The 18,010-nt window shown below is 70.8% G+C and carries 12 protein-coding genes and 1 pseudogene; 6 read left to right on the top strand and 7 right to left on the bottom strand.

The genetic code is table 11. The features are described 5' to 3' along the window. Positions 1–40: 40 nt before the first annotated feature. The 5 genes from KRR26_RS22770 to KRR26_RS22750 all read right to left on the bottom strand — a co-directional run bounded on the left by KRR26_RS22770 (position 41) and on the right by KRR26_RS22750 (position 6,463). The gene (locus KRR26_RS22770; RefSeq protein WP_120206656.1) at positions 41–1,099 is read right to left on the bottom strand and encodes a site-2 protease family protein; all 1,059 of its coding nucleotides are present in this window, start codon (positions 1,097–1,099) and stop codon (positions 41–43) included. Further along, a complete protein-coding gene (locus tag KRR26_RS22765) occupies positions 1,092–1,778 on the bottom strand; it encodes a hypothetical protein (protein WP_120206655.1) in 687 nt (228 codons plus the stop codon). The genes KRR26_RS22770 and KRR26_RS22765 overlap by 8 nt, the downstream gene beginning before the upstream one ends. 51 nt (positions 1,779–1,829) lie before the next feature. Then, on the bottom strand, positions 1,830–3,050 hold the full coding sequence (locus tag KRR26_RS22760) for an ABC transporter permease (RefSeq protein ID WP_120206754.1): 1,221 nt from the start codon (positions 3,048–3,050) through the stop codon (positions 1,830–1,832). Between the two features lie 17 nt (positions 3,051–3,067). Next, a complete protein-coding gene (locus tag KRR26_RS22755) occupies positions 3,068–4,294 on the bottom strand; it encodes an ABC transporter permease (RefSeq protein ID WP_120206753.1) in 1,227 nt (408 codons plus the stop codon). A gap of 201 nt (positions 4,295–4,495) precedes the next feature. Further along, positions 4,496–6,463 carry a lysyl oxidase family protein gene (locus tag KRR26_RS22750; protein WP_217080804.1) on the bottom strand — a complete coding sequence of 656 codons (1,968 nt, stop codon included), beginning with the start codon at positions 6,461–6,463 and terminating at the stop codon, positions 4,496–4,498. A 292-nt stretch (positions 6,464–6,755) separates the two neighbouring features. Between KRR26_RS22750 and KRR26_RS22745 the strand changes: the two genes are divergently transcribed. Further along, positions 6,756–8,450: an MDR family MFS transporter gene (locus KRR26_RS22745; protein WP_236069046.1), complete on the top strand. Its 1,695-nt coding sequence runs from the start codon at positions 6,756–6,758 to the stop codon at positions 8,448–8,450. Between the two features lie 312 nt (positions 8,451–8,762). Then, positions 8,763–9,317 (top strand): hypothetical protein, encoded by a 555-nt coding sequence (locus KRR26_RS22740; protein ID WP_217080802.1) that lies wholly within the window; start codon positions 8,763–8,765, stop codon positions 9,315–9,317. Positions 9,318–9,326: 9 nt separating this feature from the next. Here the strand turns inward: KRR26_RS22740 and KRR26_RS22735 are convergent, their stop codons facing one another. Then, the gene (locus KRR26_RS22735) at positions 9,327–10,817 is read right to left on the bottom strand and encodes a M20/M25/M40 family metallo-hydrolase (RefSeq protein ID WP_120206651.1); all 1,491 of its coding nucleotides are present in this window, start codon (positions 10,815–10,817) and stop codon (positions 9,327–9,329) included. 440 nt (positions 10,818–11,257) lie between these two features. Next, positions 11,258–14,638: an amidohydrolase family protein gene (locus KRR26_RS22730; RefSeq protein WP_217080801.1), complete on the bottom strand. Its 3,381-nt coding sequence runs from the start codon at positions 14,636–14,638 to the stop codon at positions 11,258–11,260. A 250-nt stretch (positions 14,639–14,888) separates the two neighbouring features. Here KRR26_RS22730 and KRR26_RS22725 point away from each other — a divergent pair, with 250 nt between their 5' ends. The 4 genes and pseudogenes from KRR26_RS22725 to KRR26_RS22710 all read left to right on the top strand — a co-directional run. Further along, complete coding sequence (locus KRR26_RS22725; RefSeq protein ID WP_120206649.1) at positions 14,889–15,881, top strand: hypothetical protein; 993 nt, start codon at positions 14,889–14,891, stop codon at positions 15,879–15,881. A 90-nt stretch (positions 15,882–15,971) separates the two neighbouring features. Then, entirely contained in the window at positions 15,972–16,421 is a 450-nt protein-coding gene (locus KRR26_RS22720; RefSeq protein ID WP_120206648.1) for a PaaI family thioesterase, read from the top strand. A 3-nt stretch (positions 16,422–16,424) separates the two neighbouring features. After that, a complete protein-coding gene (locus KRR26_RS22715; RefSeq protein WP_120206647.1) occupies positions 16,425–16,877 on the top strand; it encodes a PaaI family thioesterase in 453 nt (150 codons plus the stop codon). 381 nt (positions 16,878–17,258) lie between these two features. Beyond that, positions 17,259–18,010, top strand: a pseudogene (locus tag KRR26_RS22710) (hypothetical protein); the annotation flags it as partial.

Genomic DNA, 18,010 nt, shown 5'->3' with positions numbered 1-18,010 from the left:
CTCGCCCCTGGCCGATGGGACGCGGGGCGGCCGAGCGGCCTCACATCGCGAGCGCGGCGCCCGTCCACTCCTGCGCCAGCCAGCCCACCGCGCCGAGCACGAGCACCAGCCCCACGTATTCCACCAGGGTCCGGGTGTCGCCCTCCTCGGGCGCGGGGGTGAGCAGGGCGCGGAAGGTCGCTCCGGCGAGCAGCAGCACGAACAAGCTCTCGTGGGTGAGGAACCATGCGCCACCCACCGCGGCCACGGCCCACCAGCGCTCCTTCCGGGACAGCGCCCGGAACCCGCGCCCACCATCGAGCTGCCAGAGCGGCAGCAGGTTGAACACGTTGAGCCACGCCGCCGCGTGCGCGATGGCACCCAGGCTCTTCCACCCCGTGGCGAGCGCGGCGACGAAGGTGAGCACCGCCGCGGCCCCGCCCCAGATGGGCCCCGCCAGCCCCACCCGAGCATCCTCGCGCGCATCCACCGGGGCCTGCTTCAGGCGCACCAGCGCCCCCAGGCCCGGGATGAACATGGGCGCGCTGGACTGCATGCCGAAGCGCCGGAGCGCCGCCACGTGCCCCATCTCGTGCACGTAGATGGAGGCCACCAGCCCCACCGCGAACACCCAACCCCACGCCGTCCAGTACACGCCCATGGCCAGGAGCATGGAGAACAGCGTGCTCGCCTGCGTCAGCCCGAGCAGCAGCAGCTTCCCCTTGCCCAGCAGGAACAGCAGCGCGAACTTGAACTTCCACAGCGCCACGCCGAACGCGCCCAGCCCCGCCAGCGCCTTGGGCATGCCCGCGCGCGCGGACTTCGAGTCCGCCGAGGAGCCCGCCCCCGCGACATCCACCTGACGGCTCAACGCCTCCACGCGCGCCATCACCTGCGCGTGTTGGCTGGTGCCCGCGGGCAGCAGGTCCAAGGCCTGACGCCAGGCCCCCAGCGCTTCCGTCAGGGCTTGCCGCGCGGTGGCGGCCTCTGCCTCCGCGGCGAGCCGCTGGAGCGTCCGCGCGTGCACCAATCGCAGACACGACGGACAGGTCAGCAGCCGAGGACCCAGTTCAGAGCCACACCCCTCACACCGAGTGGCCACCGCCAGTGCTTCATCCAACGGACGACGCCTCCGCGGGAGGGGACGCCGAGGCGGGCGCGCGCGCGGACAGCCGGAAGGGACCGTCCACCTTCACCTCCAGGCGCTTGTTGCGCCGCCACGCCTCGAACAGCGCGAAGCCGTAGATGAGCAGGGACAGCGGGCCCTCCATGCCCACGATGACCGGCGCGCCCAGTGACACGACGATGGTCACGAGGACGCCCAGCACGCCCTGCGCCCCTTCCGAGACCACGCCCGCGTAGACGTCCGGAGCCAGCGAGGCGCAGATGGACAGGTACGTCAGCAGCACCGCGAGCGTCTGGTAGAACCACCCGCCGCGCCCATCCGAGCCGCGGCGCACGGCCATGCCCACCATCCAGCCCACCGCGACGGCGATGATGCCCAGGTTGTAGCCCGTCAGGTTCACCACGTAGTACAGCACCGCGCCGGCGATCGCCGCGCCCACCCCCAAGCCCGTGGCGCGGAAGGCGCGACTCGCCGCCGAGCCACCTTCCAGCGACGCCAGCAGCTCCGCTCGACACGACGGACACAGCAGGTTGCCGGTGACCTCGAAGTAGGTCTCGGCAATGGCTTTCTTGCACACCGCGCACTGCGGGGCAGCCACGGGGTCGGAGAACTCGGCGTGCTCGAACTGGAGCGGCGCCGCGGACGAAGGCGGAGGAGCGGTAGGTTCGGTCATGAATGGGCTGGCAGCGGGAAGCCAGTCCCATCACCCTAGCAGTGCTCCCTCCTATTCCGTACGCATGGCCTCCACGGGGTCCAGCTTGGCGGCCCTCGCCGCCGGGTAGATGCCGAAGCTCAGCCCCACGCCGCAGCTCATCGCCAGGGACACCGCCACGGCCCAGGCGGGCACCTCCGTGGGGAGCTGGATGACCCAGCGCGCCAACTGCGACAGGCCCACACCCAGCGCGACGCCGAGGAAGCCTCCCACCAGCGACAGCACCACCGCCTCCAGCGCGAACTGCCCGAGGATGCGGCGCTTCTTGGCGCCCAGCGCCTTGCGGATGCCAATCTCTCGCGTCCGCTCCGTCACGGCCACCAGCATGATGTTGAGGATGCCAATGCCTCCCACCAGGAGGGACAGCAGGCACACGCCAAAGCTGGCCACGGAGATGACCTGCGAGATGTTGTTGAACATCTGCGTGGTGCTCTCATTGGAGAACACGAAGAAGTCATCCGCATCCATGGGCTTGAGGCCATGGCGCCGGCGCATGAGCAGGGATACCTCGTCCTGCGCCCGCTGGTGCACCTCGCCCGAGCGGGCCTGGATGCTCACCCGCAGCTCGCGCACGCCGAACAGCGGCGTGTACGCGGACAGCGGCATCATCACCTGGTTGTCCTGGCTGCCCCCGCCCATGAAGCCGCCGCGCCGCTTGAGCGTGCCCACGACTTGGAAGGTGCGCCCCTTGATGCGCATCTCGCGCCCCAGGGGGTCCATGCCCGGGAACAGCGTGTCCGCCAGGTCCGCGCCAATCACCGCCACGTGGCGCGCGTCCATCGACTCGGTCTCGGTGAAGATGCGCCCGGTGGCCAGGGTCACCGAGTTCGTCTGGAAGTACTCCGGCGTGCCCGCCCACACGCTCACGTTGGCGCGCGTCTCGCGCATGGACGTGGACACCTTCTGGCCGCCCGTCGAGTCCTCGGCCGCCGCCACCAGCACGGACGGCTGGAGGCGGATGGCGTCCAGGTCCCCGTAGGTGATGCGAGGCCGCCGCGCCAGCTCCGCGGCGGACAGGTTTCCGGCGCCGAAGGGCAGCCGCTGCACCTGGAAGCAGTTGGCGCCCAGCTCGGAGAGCCGGTCATTCACCTCGTTCTTCAGCCCCTCGATGAGGGCCATCATCGACACCACCGTGGTGACGCCGATGACGATGCCCAGCAGCGTGAGGAACGAGCGCATCGGGTGCGCCACGAAGGTGCCGAAGGCCAACCGCACCGTGTCCCACAAAGCCATCCACATCCGGAGTCTCCTTATTCGTGGCGGAGTGCTTCCACCGGATCCAGGTTCGCCGCTCGCGCCGCCGGCCAGATGCCGAACAGCAGGCCCACCAGCGCCGCGAAGCCCACGCCGAACGCCACCGTGAGCGGCTCCACGGCCGCGGCCAGCGGGCTGATGAGCGACACGATGTACGCCAGCCCCAGGCCCACCACCGTCCCGAGCGCGCCGCCCACCGCGGACACACTCGCCGCCTCCATGAGGAACTGGAGCACGATGGTGCGCTTCTTCGCGCCCAGCGCGCGCCGGACGCCAATCTCGCGCGTCCGCTCGCGCACCGACACGAGCATGATGTTCATGATGCCAATGCCGCCCACCAGCAGCGTGATGAAGCCCACGCCCGTCGCGGCGCCGTAGAGCGCGCGGGTGAGCTGCTTGTACATGTTGGCGAGCTGATCCGGCCGGTTGAGCGCGAAGTCATCCGGCACGCCGGGCGGCGTGGCGCGCTCGCGGCGCAGCGCGGAGGTGAGCGCGTCCTGCACCTTGGGGAGGTTGTCCGTGCTGTCCACCGCGACGACGATGGCGGGCGAGCGCTTGTTGCCGAAGTGGCTCACGAAGGTGCGGTACGGCACCATCACCACCAGGTCCTGGTTCTCGCCCAGCACCGTGCCCATGGCGGCCAGCGTCCCCACGATGCGGTAGGGGTGACCGTCCACGAGGATGCGGTGACCCAGCGGGCTGAAGTTGGGGAAGAGGACCTTCACCAGCTCGGCGCCGATGACCGCGACCGCGGCCCGGTTGTCCACGTCCGCGTCGGTGAGGAAGCGGCCGCCGGCCATCTCGAAGGAGCCCGCGGCCAGGTACTCCGCCGTGGTGCCCAGCACGGAGATGCCCGACAGCTTCCGGTCCAGGAAGTTCGCCTCGCCCCGCGTGTAGAAGATGGGGGCCGCCGCAATCACATGCTCCGAGGCCGCCATGATGGGCGGCACCAGCTTCACGGACAGGTCCTTGCGGTTGCGGTACTCCCACCAGTCGCCGCCCATGACCCAGGGGAACTTCGACACCTGGAGCGTGTTGGCGCCAATCTTCCCGAGCTGCTGCGCGAACGAGCTGTTCAGCCCCTGGATGATGCCGACGATGGCCAGCAGCGTGCACACGCCCACGCCAATGCCCACCGTGGTCAGCACCGTCCTCAAGCGATTGGAGCGCAGGGAAGACAGCGCGATCCGGCCGCCCTCGTACACGTCGACCCGGAAACCCAAGCGCACACCCTCACTTTCAGCGCGACCGACCTCCCTCGAAACACCCGAGGGCAGGCCGGCCAGCACTCTACGCACAGGTCCGAAGGTGATTGCACGCGCGCCGATATTCCCGGCGCCGAGGAGACTCCCCCCGACGGCCGGGCACTCGGACCCGGGCCTTCCCGCCTGCTCTCGGCGAGGCGGCCCCGCGCCCCGGCCGCGCTACGGGAGGACCGTCACCGTGTCGCCCTTCAGGCGCACCTTGATGAAGGTCTCGTTCGGGTAACGGTCGTCCTCGTCGATGATGTTCTTCTCGTCCACGCCCACGCGCAGCGTGTAGTCACCGTCCGGCGTGTCGGTGATGTCCAACCACTGGCAGGCGATGTCGGACGTGTAGATGTCCGCCCAGCCCGGCGAGATGCCCGTCCCCGGGTCGTAGAGCTGGAAGGGCGGCGCCTCCGAGCAGTAGCGCGTGATGTCCGCCAGGGCGAAGCCCTGCTTGCGCCCCACTGCCGTGAGGCCGCCCTGCGCGTTGCGCAGCTCGTAGCCCGCGAAGCCGACGAGGTGGTCGTGCTGGTGGCACTCATCCCAGATGAAGAGGTCTGGCCGAACGTCCGGCGACGGCACGATGGCGGCGGCATTGCCCAGGTTCGCGATGGAGGCGTTGAAGCGCAGCAGGCGCCGCTCGCCACCGGTGGGCACGCAGCCCTCGCGCACCTCGCATGAGTCCGCCGCGAAGGAGCGACGGTTCACGTACAGCGAGCGGGCAATCGCATCCCCATCGATGGTGAGGTCCGGCTTGCCGTGCTCCGGGTCCAACACGATTCCGCAACGCTTCGCCCCCGACAGCAGCGGCGGCGGCGCGGAGGGGTCCGGCACGCGGCCCCCCGCGAAGAGCATCACCCGACCCGGCGCGAACGAGCCATCCACCGACTGCGTCGAGCCCACCACCAGGTCGTCATAGCCATCGCCATTCAGGTCCCCCACCGGCGCCAGCGAGAAGCGCGGGAACCCGTGGAAGGTCTCCGGCACGACGTGGTCCGTGCGCGGCCACGCCCAGATGGGGTGCATGTCCGAGGACACCGTCGCCCCGGGTGAGAACAGGTAGATGCGCCCTGCCGAGTCCAGCGTGAAGTCGTGGCGAGCGCCATCGCCGTTCATGTCCCCCACGGGGTTCATGGTCCCGTCCAGGAGGCTGAAGGCGGGGTCCTCCATCACCGACCACACCGGGGCCGACGCGAGGACGCCATCCAACGAGGACGCCGACGTGGAGAGGTGCAAATCGTAGCTGCCGCCGCCCATGCCGGACACCAGCTCGGGGAGCCCGTCTCCATCGAGGTCCGGAGCCGTCGCCAGCGTCTCCGCCGTCGCGCTCCATGCAGGCTGCGCCGTGAGCGGTCCATCACACACCAGCGGGCTCCCCGCTCGGCACCCCAGGTAGAAGACGTATTGCCCCTGCACGTCCATCATCTGCAGGTCCTGTGTCCCATCCCCGTTGATGTCCCCTGCCCTGCGCGCGCCCCGCGCCTTCGGCAAGACCCGGCTGGATGTGAAGGGCTCGGTCGCGGTGGGCGTGGCGAGGAAGACCTCCACGCCATTCGCGAGGGGGTTGCTGTTGACGAGGTCATCCAGCCCGTCCCCGTTCAAGTCCACCAGCGTCGCGCTCACGAAGGTGCCGTTGCCCGGCATGCGGAACAGGGGCTCGGCGAACACCTTCGACAGGTCCGGCCCGCCGGCATACACGGAGACACCGTAGGTGCCCGCGATGAGCACATCCGGATAGGCATCTCCGTTCACGTTGCCCACTCGGGCCACCCTGGCGTTGCGGCCGCTGGTGCGCGGGCTGGTGTTGCGCCACGTCAGCTCCGTGGTCAGCGGCGTCTTGGAGAAGTACGACGCCTGCCCCGCGAAGATGGAGATGCGGCCCGGATCGAGCGACGCCGCGGAGCACGGCGGCGACACGACGATGAGGTCCTTGAACCCATCCCCGTTCAAGTCCCCCACCGCGACCGAGCGACCGAAACACCCCCCGACGTGCGCGGGGTCTCCCTCCACCTCCCAGACCGGCGTATCCGAGAGCACCGGCCCCTCTTCGGGAGGCGGCTTCGGCTCGGGTTCGTCCGAACAGCCTCCCAGACTCAGGGCCCACCACGACAACGACACTCCTGCCAGTGCTCTCGACCAGGACATGGGTACGCCTCCAGCGCGCCGCGCCAAGAGCCCGCCCCTCCCTTCGACAAGAGTGCACGGATGCCGGCCCCGCCGTGCCGCGGGCCCATCGCGCTGAACCTTAGCGTCAACCCGCGTTACGCGTGAAAACTGACATTCATTTGATCAACACTTCCCCCGCCCGCCGAGCCCGCCCAGCCGCCCGCCCCTTCGCACGGCGGACACCCGGCGGAGCAAGCGGAGTGGACTGAGCCGGGGGGCGTCCCCAGCTTCTCGTCGCGAGGCGCGTGTGTGCGCCATGCCCGAGCGAGCCATGGCGTCATCCCCGATGCAGTTCACCCGCGCCCAGAAGGCCTTCACGATGGCGGGCGCGCTGCTGGGGCTGCTGCTCGCCGCGCTCGACCAGACCATCGTGGCCACCGCGGGGCCCGCCATCCAGCAGGACCTGGACATCCCCCCGGCGCTCTACCCATGGCTCACCACGTCCTATCTGGTGGCCTCGACGATGATGGTGCCCGTGTGGGGCAAGCTGTCGGACCTGATGGGCCGGCGCGCGGTGCTGGTGATGGGCATCTGCATCTTCCTCGTCGGCAGCTTCCTGTGCGGCGTGTCGCAGACGACGCTGGCGCTCGTGCTCTTCCGCGCGGTGCAGGGCGTCGGCAGCGCGGCGCTGTTCACCGCCGCGCTGGCGGTGGTGGCGGACCTCTATCCCCCCCGCGAGCGCGGCAAGTACCAGGGCCTCTTCGGCGCGGTGTTCGGCCTGTCCAGCGTGGTGGGTCCGCTGGTGGGCGGCTTCATCACGGATCAACTCAGCTGGCACTGGGTCTTCTTCATCAACGTGCCCGTGGGCGCGGTGGCCCTCACGCTCATCTTCCTGCGCATGCCGGCGCTCAAGCCCCCGGGCGTGCAGGGGGGGCGGTTGGACTGGCTGGGCGCGGGCGCGCTGGCGCTCGCGGTGGTGCCGCTCTTGCTCGCGCTCAGCCTGGGACGGGGAGCGGACACGAACGAGCCGGGCGGCTACCCCTGGGGTTCCCCGCCCATCCTCGCGATGTTCGCCGTGGCCGCGGTGGGCACGGTCCTCTTCGCGTGGCGCGAGCTGCGCGCCCCGGAGCCCCTGCTCGACCCGAGCCTCTTCCGCCTGCGCACCTTCAGCGCGGCCAACCTCGCGGTGTTCCTGGTGGGCGCGGTGTTCCTCGCCTCCGTCGTCTTCCTGCCCCTGTTCATGGTGAACGTGGTGGGCCTGTCCGCCACCCGCGCCGGCCTCACCATCACCCCGCTGACGCTCGGCGTGATGGCGGGCAACGTGCTGTCCGGACAGCTGGTGGCGCGGGTGGGGCACTACAAGGCGCTCTTGCTGGGCTCGCTGGCGCTGCTGCTCGCGGGCTTCGCGGTGATGGCCTTCACGCTCACCCCGGACTCGGGGCCCGTGGAGGTGACGGTGAAGATGGTGATGGTGGGGCTCGGGCTCGGTCCCTCCATTCCGCTCTACACCGTGGCGGTGCAGAACGCGGTGCCCCCGGAGCGCATTGGCGTGGCCACCTCCGCGTCCACCTTCTTCCGCCAGCTCGGGATGACGGTGGGCGTGGCCCTGCTGGGCACGGTGTTCGCGGGCACGTTGGGCGGCGAGCTGAGCACGCGCACCGAGAGCGCCATCGCCGGTGCGCCCGCGGACGTGAAGGCCACGGTGTCCCAGGCCGCGCCTCCCGAGCAGCCCTTCCCCGCCGACGCCGTGAAGCAGCGGCTGCATGAGGGCTATGCCCTGCAACGCCGACACGTCGAGGGCCGGCGCGGGCCCACCGCGGACCGCGCCCGCGTGGACGCCGACGAGCAACGTGCGCTCGCCACCGTGGACAAGGTGCAGCGCGCGCGCAAGGAATCCTTCACCCAGGCCACCCGCGCCATCTACCGCTGCGCCATCCTCGTAGCGCTCGCGGCCCTCCTCGCCACATTGGCCATGCCCGAGCAGCCCCTGCGACGCACGCGCGAGCCCGCGACGCACAAGCCCTGACCCCTCGGTGCAACACGCCCCCCGTGCGCTCACGGAGAGTCGAGGCCATGAGACAGGAGGCGCGATGCGCGGACTGCTGGTGCTGCTGCGTGTCGTGGGGCCTTCCGAGGCGGGGGGAGGAGAAGGCCGACGAGAAGCCCCTCGACCTGGACACCGTGCGCGCGTGGCGCATCGCGGACCTCGAGCAGGCCCACGAGTTCGTCCGCGCGCTCAACACCCACGAGATGGTGCGGCTCACCGCGGACGCGACCACGCGCTACGGCAGCGACTTGAAGCAGGTGTTCCGCTGGGACGGCGGAGAAGTCATGAGCCGTGGTGGGCAGCGTGGCCGAGGACCCCATCCAGCAGCACGTGGCGACGGACGTGGGCCCCGTCCTCTTCCGCGAGCTGACTGTGGAGGACGTGGCGGCCAGGCGCCTCATCAAGACTCCGCCGCCCACGAAGCAGAAGCGCCCCGTGCGGATGCGAGCGCTCGCCCTGCACGCGGTGGGCAGCCAGCTCCGGTTCGGCACGGGCCATGGAGCGTGGGGCGGCGAGCTCGTCGAGGCGAACCTGGAGACAGGCGTCTGGAGCCGCTCCTGGGATGACCTGCAAACGACCACGCCCTCCAGCAGCTCGCGTGGGACGCGACGACCCAGCAGCTCTACCACGTGGATCAGCGCAGCGCCTCGCGTGGCTCAAGGAGGGCGTGGCCACGGAGATCGCCGCGCTGGGCGACCGCCCTTCACCAACGAGCCCGACGCCGTGGGCGTGGCGCCGGGCGTGGCGGACCTGATGGCGCTCGGCGAGGGGCGCGTGCGCATCGTCCCGCCGCGGGGCCGCCCGCGGGTCTTCGCGGGCGGGCGCGTCACGGTCCTCGGCCGCTGAGACGTGGGCTCAGGTGCCCGAGGCCTTCGCGGAAGGCGCGGGCACGCTCGGCGCCGGCGGAGTGGCGGGGGCCTCGGGACGCGCGAGCGGCGTGGGGGACTCGGCGAGCGCGTAGGCCATCCACGCCACCGCGGCGGTGGTGCGCGCCAGGTCCTGCGGGTTCACCTTGTCCAGCGTGTCCGCCATGGAGTGGTGCACGTCGAAGTAGCGGCTGCTGTCCACCTTCACGCCCACCATGGGCACGCCCGCGGGGATGAGCGGGCTGATGTCCGCGCCGCCCGCCTCGGCGTCCACGAAGCTGGCCGCGCCCAGCCCCTCGAGCGGAGCAAGCCAGGGCCGCAGCATCGCCTTCGCACCGTCACCCGCGCGCAGGCCGATGCCCAGCGGACGGCCGCCACCCGAGTCCATCTCCAGCGCGGCCACGTGCTTGGGCAGCTCCTTCGCGTGCGCCTCCGCGTAGGCCTTGCCGCCGCGCAGGCCGTTCTCCTCGTTCATGAACAGCACCACGCGCACCGTGCGTCGAGGCGCCTGCGGCAGCTTCGCGATGAGGCGCGCGGCCTCCATCACCATGGTGACGCCCGCGCCGTCGTCATGCGCGCCAGTGCCCACGTCCCACGAGTCCAGGTGCGCGCCCAGCACCACCACCTCGTCCGGCTTCTCGCGGCCCCGCACCTCGGCCACCACGTTGGACGAGTCCGCGTCCGGCAGCTCCGAGCAGCCCAGCGTCAGCTTCACCTTCACGGCGCCACCGGCCAGCAGCCGGTGCAGCAGCATCGAGTCCTCCACGGACACCGCCGCCGCGGGAATGCGCGCCTCACCGGCCTCGAAGTGCGTGGCCCCCGTGTGCGGCGTGCGCAGCGACGCGGTGGACAACGAGCGGATGAGCATGCCCACCGCGCCCAGCTTCGCCGCCTCCGCCGGGACGCGCGCGCGCAGGCCGGCCGCGTGGCCGTACTCCTCCGCCACGCTCATGTCGTGGTTCACGAAGACAATCTTGCCCTTCACCTTCTCACCCAGCGCGGCCAGCTCCTCCAGCGAGCGGAGCTCCACCACCTCCGCCACCAGTCCCTCGGGAGGCGTGGGCGCGCTGCCGCCCAGCGCCAGCAGCTCCAGCGGATGGCCGCGCGTGCGCTCGGAGGCGAGCACCTCGCCATGGCCCTCGCCGCGCACCCAGTGCGGCACCTTCACCGGCTCCTTCCACGCCTTCACCCCGTCCGCCTGGAACGAGCGCAGGGCCCAGGCCACCGCGGCCTCCGCGCCCTCGCTGCCGGACAGTCGCGGCCCCACGCCATCCGTCAGCTCGGCCAGCCGCGCGTAGGCGTGGCCCTCCGCGAGCGCGCCCCCCACCAATCGCTCGGCGGCGGACTGTTGCGCGGCGGTCAGCTTCACGGACGTCGCCGCGGGCTTCACCCCCGACGCCTCGGGCTTCGCGGCGGGAGTGGCCGAGGTGAGCAGCGAAAGCGCCAGCGAAGCAGGCAGGACAATGAGAGATGCGGACACAGGTGCCTCCAGGGAGGCCGTTACTCTCCGCTCGTGTTTTCGCGCTCGCAAGCACGGCGGTATTCCCGAGCCGGCCCTGGGCCGCACGCCTCCTCTCCGAGCAGCGGTCCACGAAGACAGCGCGTGGAAGCCGTCACGAGGGCAGCGGAGAGGTCCGGAATCCCAGGGGCCACCGCGCGCCGAGAGGGGGAACGCGGCGCGCGGGGCTCAACTGGGACTTCGAAGCAGGGATGCCGCGGTTGGGGGACGCGAACACCTCTGCCCACGCCTTCTGAAACAGGAGACGCGCACCCAGTCTTGAATGCGTTCGTTTCCAGCGTCAAGGCGTGAAGTGCGATTCATACCCTGGGGCAATCCGTTCTTCCGAGACTGTTCAATCTTTCCAGCTCGGACAGAGCCCGACGCGGCGGGCCGCGTCAGAAACGAAGCGCCCCGGGGGCTCAATCGCAGACGTGGGTGTTGGCGTGGCTGGTGGCGCGGGGGCTCCAGCCGTCGTTGCCGTCCTTCTCGAAGAAGAACCGGGCGCGCTTGCGCTGGCGCGTGCCCACCTCGTCCAGGGTGGCCGCGTCGAACAAGCGCCCGTTCACCATGGTGAGCCGCACGGACTTGGTATTGCCCAGGTCCTCCAGCGGGTTGCGGTCCATCACGATGAGGTCCGCCAGCTTGCCCACCTCCAGCGAGCCGAGGTCCTGATCCAACCCCAGGTAGCGCGCGCCGTTGAGGGTGCCCACGCGCAGCGCCTGGAGGGGCTTCATCCCGCCTTGGCCCAACATGGCCAGCTCCCAGTGCGCCGCGAGTCCCTCGCGCTGACCGTGGGCGCCGAGCTGCACGCTCACGCCCGCGTCGTTCAGCTCGCGCGCGCCCCGCGCGGTGGAGAAGTGGTTGAACTCATCGTCCGGCACCATGTTGCGCCGGCGGCTGCGCGCGTCCACGACGCGGCGGGGCACGAAGGACAACAGCCGCTCCTCCTCCCACACGTTCGTCTTCTGGTACCAGTAGTTCTCACCCATGACGCCGCCGTAGGCCACGCCCAGCGTCGGCGTGTAGCCCACCTGGCTCTGGCTCCAGAGCTGGCGCACGTCGTCGTAGAGGCGCGCCACGGGCAGCGAGTGCTCCACGCCCGTGTGGCCATCCACCACCATGGTGAGGTTGTGCTGGAGCAGCGAGCCGCCCTCGGGCACCACCATCATCTTCAGCTCGCGCGCGGCCTGGAGAATCTTCTGCCGCTGATCGCGCCGGGGCTGGTTGTAGCTCTTCACGCTGAAGGCCCCCAGGGCCTGCATGCGGCGCAGGTGGGCGCGCGCGTCGTCCAGCGTCTCGATGTTCACGTGATAGTCCGCGCCGGCCGCGCCATAGAGGATGGTGCCAGTGGAGAAGATGCGCGGCGCGGTGAACAGGCCCGCCTTGCCCATCTCGCTCGCGGAGAAGATGGTCTCCGAGTTGTTGGACGGGTCATGCAGCGTGGTGACGCCGTAGGCCAGCGAGGCCGCGTGCACCCAGCTCTGCTCGGGCATCAGACCGGACACGCCCATGCTGCCGTGCCAGTGCACGTCCACGAGCCCGGGCATCAGCGTCTTGCCCTTCACGTCCACCACCTTCGCGTCCGCGGGCACCTGCACCTGCCCCACCGGCCCCACCGCCACGATGCGGTTGCCCTTCACCACCACCACGCCCTGCTCCAGCACCTCGTCGCCCTTCATGGTGATGACGCGGCCCCCCACCAGCGCGAGCGTGCCCTCGGGCACGTCCGTCTTCGCCTGGAAGGAGATGTCCACGCCCTGCTCCGCCACGGGCGGCAGCTTCTCCGGCGCGCCCTCCACGAAGGAGAAGGTGTCCTTCAGCGCGCGCGTGAAGAGCTGGGGCCCCAGCGACCAGTGCAGGCGCTGGCTGTCTCCGGACCAATGCAGGTACTCGCCCGCGTCGCGGCTCACCTTCGCCACCGGCAGCGACTTGGCGTCCGGGCCCACCGCCGCGTCCTTCGCGCCGCGCGGGAACGGCGTGACGTAGGCGTTGTAGTCCTCGCGGAACGCCACCCAGCGCTCGTCCGGCGACACGCGCATCTCCAGCGCTCCGCCGCTCTTGAGGTGGCTGCGCTCGTGGCTGCCGTCGAGCGCGATGCTCTTCAGCGTGCGCACGTCCTCCTTCTCCTTCTCCTCCACCTCCAGGAAGTAGACGCGGTCCGAGCGCGCGCCGAAGTGCGGCTGCTCGCCATCCCGGGTCAGCTTGCGCGCCGGGCCGCCCGTGGTGGGCAGGACGAACAGGCCCGTCTCGCGGCTCCACTGTCCCGGCATCAGGTAGCCGTCACCCGTGGCGCGGAAGACGATGGCCTTGCCATCCGGGCTGAAGGCCGGCTCCACGTAGTAGCCCGGGTGCGTCGTCACCACGCGGCCCTCGCCGCCCGCGGCCGACGCCACGCGCACGGCGCCGAGCTGCTCGTCGTCCCACGTCGTGTAGACGATGGAGCGCCCGTCGCGCGAGAACGACGGGTAGAACTCCAGGTGCTCCTCCTGCTTCGTCAGCCGGCGCGGCGTGCCGGAGGGCAGGTCCTTCACGTACAGCTTGCCCAGCGCCTGGTACACGACCTTCTTGCCATCCGGTGACACCTGCACCCAGCGCAGCATCTTCACGGAGAAGCGCTCGGGGGCCACCTTCTGCGGGAAGCGCAGCGAGGAGAAGAGCGTGCGCGTGCCCTTCACGTGGAAGGGGATGTCCGTCACCTGCTTCGACGCCACGTCGATGCGGTGCAGTCCGCCGCCCGCCCAGAAGACGAGGGCGCGCGCATCCGGCGTCCACGCCATGGCGGGATAGACGCCGTGGATGGCCCACGTCTCCTGCATGTCGCGGTCGAGCCGGTCATACAGCGGACGCTCGGCGCCCGAGGCCACGTCGGTGACGTAGAGGACGCTCTGGCCGCGCACGCGGCGCACGAACGCGAGCTGCTTGCCGTCCGGTGACGGCGTGGGCCGGATGGAGCCCCCCGGGCCGGTGACGAACGGTTCAATCTCCTTCGTCTCCAGGTCCAGCCGCTGGATGACGTAGATCTCCCCGTTGGGGTCCTTGTTGTATTCGAAGGTCTTGCCCGGCGTGACGTCCTGGCTGAAGTAGACGTAGCGCCCGTCCGGACGCGAGTACGCGGGCTCTCCCACGTCCTTCTGCTCGGTGGGGCGCTCGGTGAGCTGCACGCCGTCGCCGCCGGAGCGGTGGTACATCCACATCTCACCCGCGCCCAGCGAGCGGCGCCCGGTGAAGTGCTTGCGCGCCACGATGAACTGCCCGTCCGGGCTCCACGTGGGGCTGTTGAGCAGGCGGAACGTCTCGTGTGTCACCGCGCGCGCGTTGGAGCCATCGCGGTTCATCACCCAGATGTTGTCGCCACCGCCGCGGTCGCTGGTGAAGGCGATGGACTTGCCGTCCGGGCTGTAGCGCGGCTGCATGTCCCACGCGACGCCCGACGTCAGGGGCCGCGCCTCGCCGCCCGCCATGGGCAGCGTGTAGAGGTCTCCCAAGAGGTCGAACACCAGCTCGTCTCCGCTGGGGCTGACGTCCACGCTCATCCACGTGCCCTGGCGCACGTCGATGGTGGCCTGGGTGGCGGGGAAGCCCGGCGCATCCACCTTCCATGCGTCCTTCTCCGGACCTCCCTTCGCGCTGGCCTCCAACGGGGGCACGCCCGCGTCCACCTCCGTGGCGCGCGCGGCGGCTCGCGCGGACTCCTTCACGTCGGGAGCGGGAGGCGGCTGCTCCTGGGGTGGGGGCGAGGCGGCGAGCAGCGCGCCGGGGACAAGCCAGGCCAGACAAAAAGCGGAGGTCAATCGTTTCACCGGGACTCCTGGACGCGAAGGCGGAGTGTCAGATGGAGGTCAGCAGAAAGGAGGCGGGGGGCCGTGAAGCGGGCGCATGAACAGGCCCCCGGGCGGGCTTCTTCCGGGCCATGTAAGGTATCGCGCGCGATGAAGCGGGCGCCAGCGACCGTCACGGACGCGTGGCGGGCCGCTCCACTCCGGAAGCACCTGCTTCCATGGCGGGGGGAAGACACATGCTGACGCGGCACGACGCCGGGCGGGCTCGCCCATGAAGCTCGCCGTCCTCTTCATCCACGGCGTGGAGGTGGATGACCCGGGCCTGTATGACACCGCCACGCGGCTCCTGCGGGAGCAGTTCGTGGAGCACACCGGCGCGCGCGCCGAGGACGCGCTCGCCATCGAGACCGTCAACTGGGCCGCCTGTCTGGAGGGCGCCGAGCAACGGCTCCTCGCCGCGAACTACCCCGAGCGCATGGACGGCTACTGGCGGCGCCTCCACGAGGGCATTCACGCCGTCAACCAAGGCCACGAGTCCGCGCTGCTCCCCCTCGCCTTCCACCTCATGCGCCCCGCCGCGGGCGGTCCGGGCACGCCGCACTACCCGGGCCTGCGCTGGCTGCTCGTGAACTTCATCGGCGACGCCATCGCCTACCAGCTCAACCCCGCGGACCGCGACGTGTACACGTCCATCCACCAGAAGGTGGCCGAGGCGCTCGGCCGGCTGCGCGCGAAGGCCGGGGACACCGCGCCCCTCTGCGTCATCGCGCACAGCCTGGGCTCGGTCATCGCGAGCAACTACTTCTACGACTTGCAGCAGCAGCGCCTGGGGCGCGACCTCATCGAGGACTCGGTGCGCCAGGCCCAGGGCCCGTCACCGCTGGAGCGAGGCGAGACGCTCAGCCGCCTCTTCACCCTGGGCAACCCCATGGCGCTGTGGAGCCTGCGCTATGCGCACGCGGCGCTGGACCGGCCGCTCACCGTCCCGGACACCGCGCTCGCCACGCACCATCCGGGGCTCGGCGGCGAGTGGGTGAACTTCCACGACGCCGACGACATCCTCGCCTGGCCGCTGGCGCCATTGAGTGACGCCTACCGCGCGCAGGTGAAGGACGTGAGCGTTCGCGTTGGCGGGCCGCTCGTGTCGTGGACCCCGTTGGTGCATCCGTTCTACTGGTCCGACGCCGGCGTGATGGGGCCCATCGGGCAATCCCTCGCGCACGCGTGGGCGCGGTTGCGGCGCGCGTCGGAGAAGGCTGCTTAGTCGCTCACACCGTCGGGCCGGACACACGTTCACGGCGCGCACAGGCAATCGACGCGCGCCGGATGGACGCGAATCTGTTATCGCGAGTCCATGTCTCACTTCACTCTTCCCTCGGACCCAGAGGGACGGCGCGAGCAGTTGTCCGTGCTCTTCAGCGACGCCGTTCCCCACAACCTGGCCCTGGGCCTGCGGCTGGTGGACGTGGGGGACGCCCACGCCACCGTGGTGCTTCCGTACGCGGATGTCCTCGTGGGCAACCCTGAAACGGGCGTGCTCGCGGGCGGCGCGGTCACGACGCTCATCGACGCGACCAGCGGCGCGGCGGTGCTCGCGCGCATTGGCGGCTTCTCCGCGGTCGTCACGCTGGACCTGCGCATCGACTACCTGCGCCCCGCCCTCCCCCGCCGCGAGCTGACCGCTCGGGCCGAGTGCTACAAGCTCACGCGCATGGTCGCCTTCGTGCGCGCGCTCGTGCACCAGGGAGACCCCCATCAGCCGGTGGCCTCCGCGCAGGGCACCTTCATGCGGGTGGAGGAATAGGCCATGAGCACGCCCACCCTCCCCCTCGCGGACCTCGTGCGCGAGGTGCGCCAGACGCGCGAGTACCGCCGCCTCACCGACGCCATCCCCTACACGCGCTTCATGGGCATCGGCGTGGAGAACCTGGCCGGCGAGATGCTCTGCCGCATGGCCTATGCCCCGCGCCTCATCGGCAACAGCCTCTTGCCCGCGCTCCACGGCGGCACGCTCGGCGCGCTGCTGGAATCCGCCGCCATCTTCGAGCTGCTCCTCCAAGCCCAGGCCGAGCGCGTCCCCAAGGTCGTCTCGCTCACCGTGGACTTCCTGCGCTCGGGCAAACCCCAGGACACCTTCGCCAAGGCGCTCATCACGCGCCAGGGACGCCGCGTGGCCAACGTGCGCGTGGAGGCCTGGCAGGATGACCGCACGCGCCCCATCGCCAGCGCGCACGCCATCTTCCTGCTCGCCGAGCCCTGAGCCCGCCCGCCCCGCGCGACGCACCGCCTCCCGCCCTCTGAGAATCCGAGGCGGGTGGACTCGCGGGGCAAAACGAGAACTCCCGGAAGACATTGGAAACGTCCGCGCCCCCCTGGCGCGGCTCCGCATCCCGTGCGCCAGGGTGAAGACTTTCGTTGTTACAGCACCTATCACTGTTTCTACAGGGTGAGCAGGCGTCGCGCCTGGCCCTCGCGCGCAGAGGTTTGCGACATGGGGGCGAGGCGCCCAATCAACGGGCGACATGCGCGTGTGCCCCGAGTGCCGGGAGCGCGCTGAATGGTGGACCCTTCGCGGCAATCGTCCTGCACGGCACGTCCCCTGCTTTCCGGCGTCCTCACACCACCCGGAAAGGACGAGCCAATGAGCGAGCGGGAGCTGGTCAAGGTGCGAGCGCTGAAGGAAGCGGCGCATGCCTTGTATGTGCGAGGCCGGTTCTCGAAATGCGCGGAGACCTACGCGCATCTGCTCCAGTTGGCTCCGAAGGATCCCACGGTGCGCGTGCGCCACGCGGAGGCGTGCCGTCGCGCGGGGGACCGTCAGCCGGCCATCGCGTCGTATCGCGAGGCGGCGGAGCTGCTGGTGGCGCTCGGCTGTGAGTCCAAGGCGCGCGCGGTGCTGAAGGCCGCGCTCGAGTTGGATCCGCGAGACCCCATCCTGCTGTCGGACCTCAAGCGGCTGAGCCCCGGCGGGCGGAACGCGAACCCGGTGGAGGACGACGGCAGCTACAACCAGCTCACCTGCCTGCTGGCGCCGCTGGAGATTGTCGAGACGCCGCCGGCCCCACCGCCGCTGGAGGTGCTGAACGCCGCGCGCGAGGCGCCGCGCCCGCTGCCCTCGGCGCCCGCCATCGCGCCGGTGAGCCTGGAGGCGATCCGCCGCACGCCGCCCGTGTCCCCCGCGACGATGAACACGCCCGTGGCCCAGCGCGTGCGCACGCCCATCAAGCAGCTCCCGAGCCCTCGGGCCCTGCCCGCGCTGAGCGCCGTGCCTGGGGAGTCCGCGGCACCCCGTCGCGAGGCGCAGCGCGCCGCGGGTGCGCCGCCCGTGCTCGTGCCCGCGCAGGGTCGCTCGCCGGCCGCGCATGCCGCCACGCCGGCACCGCGCACACCCAA

The organism is Citreicoccus inhibens (genome assembly GCF_019039035.1).
Taxonomy (GTDB): domain Bacteria; phylum Myxococcota; class Myxococcia; order Myxococcales; family Myxococcaceae; genus Citreicoccus; species Citreicoccus inhibens.
The sequence above is the reverse complement of the archived record's forward strand: the minus strand, read 5'-3'. Positions and strand labels throughout refer to the sequence as shown.

Excerpts from the sequence above, each read along its gene's own strand:
- KRR26_RS22765 (WP_120206655.1), bottom strand. The coding sequence starts at position 1,778 with ATGACCGAACCTACCGCTCCTCCGCCTTCGTCCGCGGCGCCGCTCCAG.
- KRR26_RS22720 (WP_120206648.1), top strand. The coding sequence starts at position 15,972 with ATGTCTCACTTCACTCTTCCCTCGGACCCAGAGGGACGGCGCGAGCAG.
- KRR26_RS22745 (WP_236069046.1), top strand. The coding sequence starts at position 6,756 with ATGGCGTCATCCCCGATGCAGTTCACCCGCGCCCAGAAGGCCTTCACG.
- KRR26_RS22715 (WP_120206647.1), top strand. The coding sequence starts at position 16,425 with ATGAGCACGCCCACCCTCCCCCTCGCGGACCTCGTGCGCGAGGTGCGC.
- KRR26_RS22725 (WP_120206649.1), top strand. The coding sequence starts at position 14,889 with ATGAAGCTCGCCGTCCTCTTCATCCACGGCGTGGAGGTGGATGACCCG.
- KRR26_RS22750 (WP_217080804.1), bottom strand. The coding sequence starts at position 6,463 with ATGTCCTGGTCGAGAGCACTGGCAGGAGTGTCGTTGTCGTGGTGGGCC.
- KRR26_RS22760 (WP_120206754.1), bottom strand. The coding sequence starts at position 3,050 with ATGGCTTTGTGGGACACGGTGCGGTTGGCCTTCGGCACCTTCGTGGCG.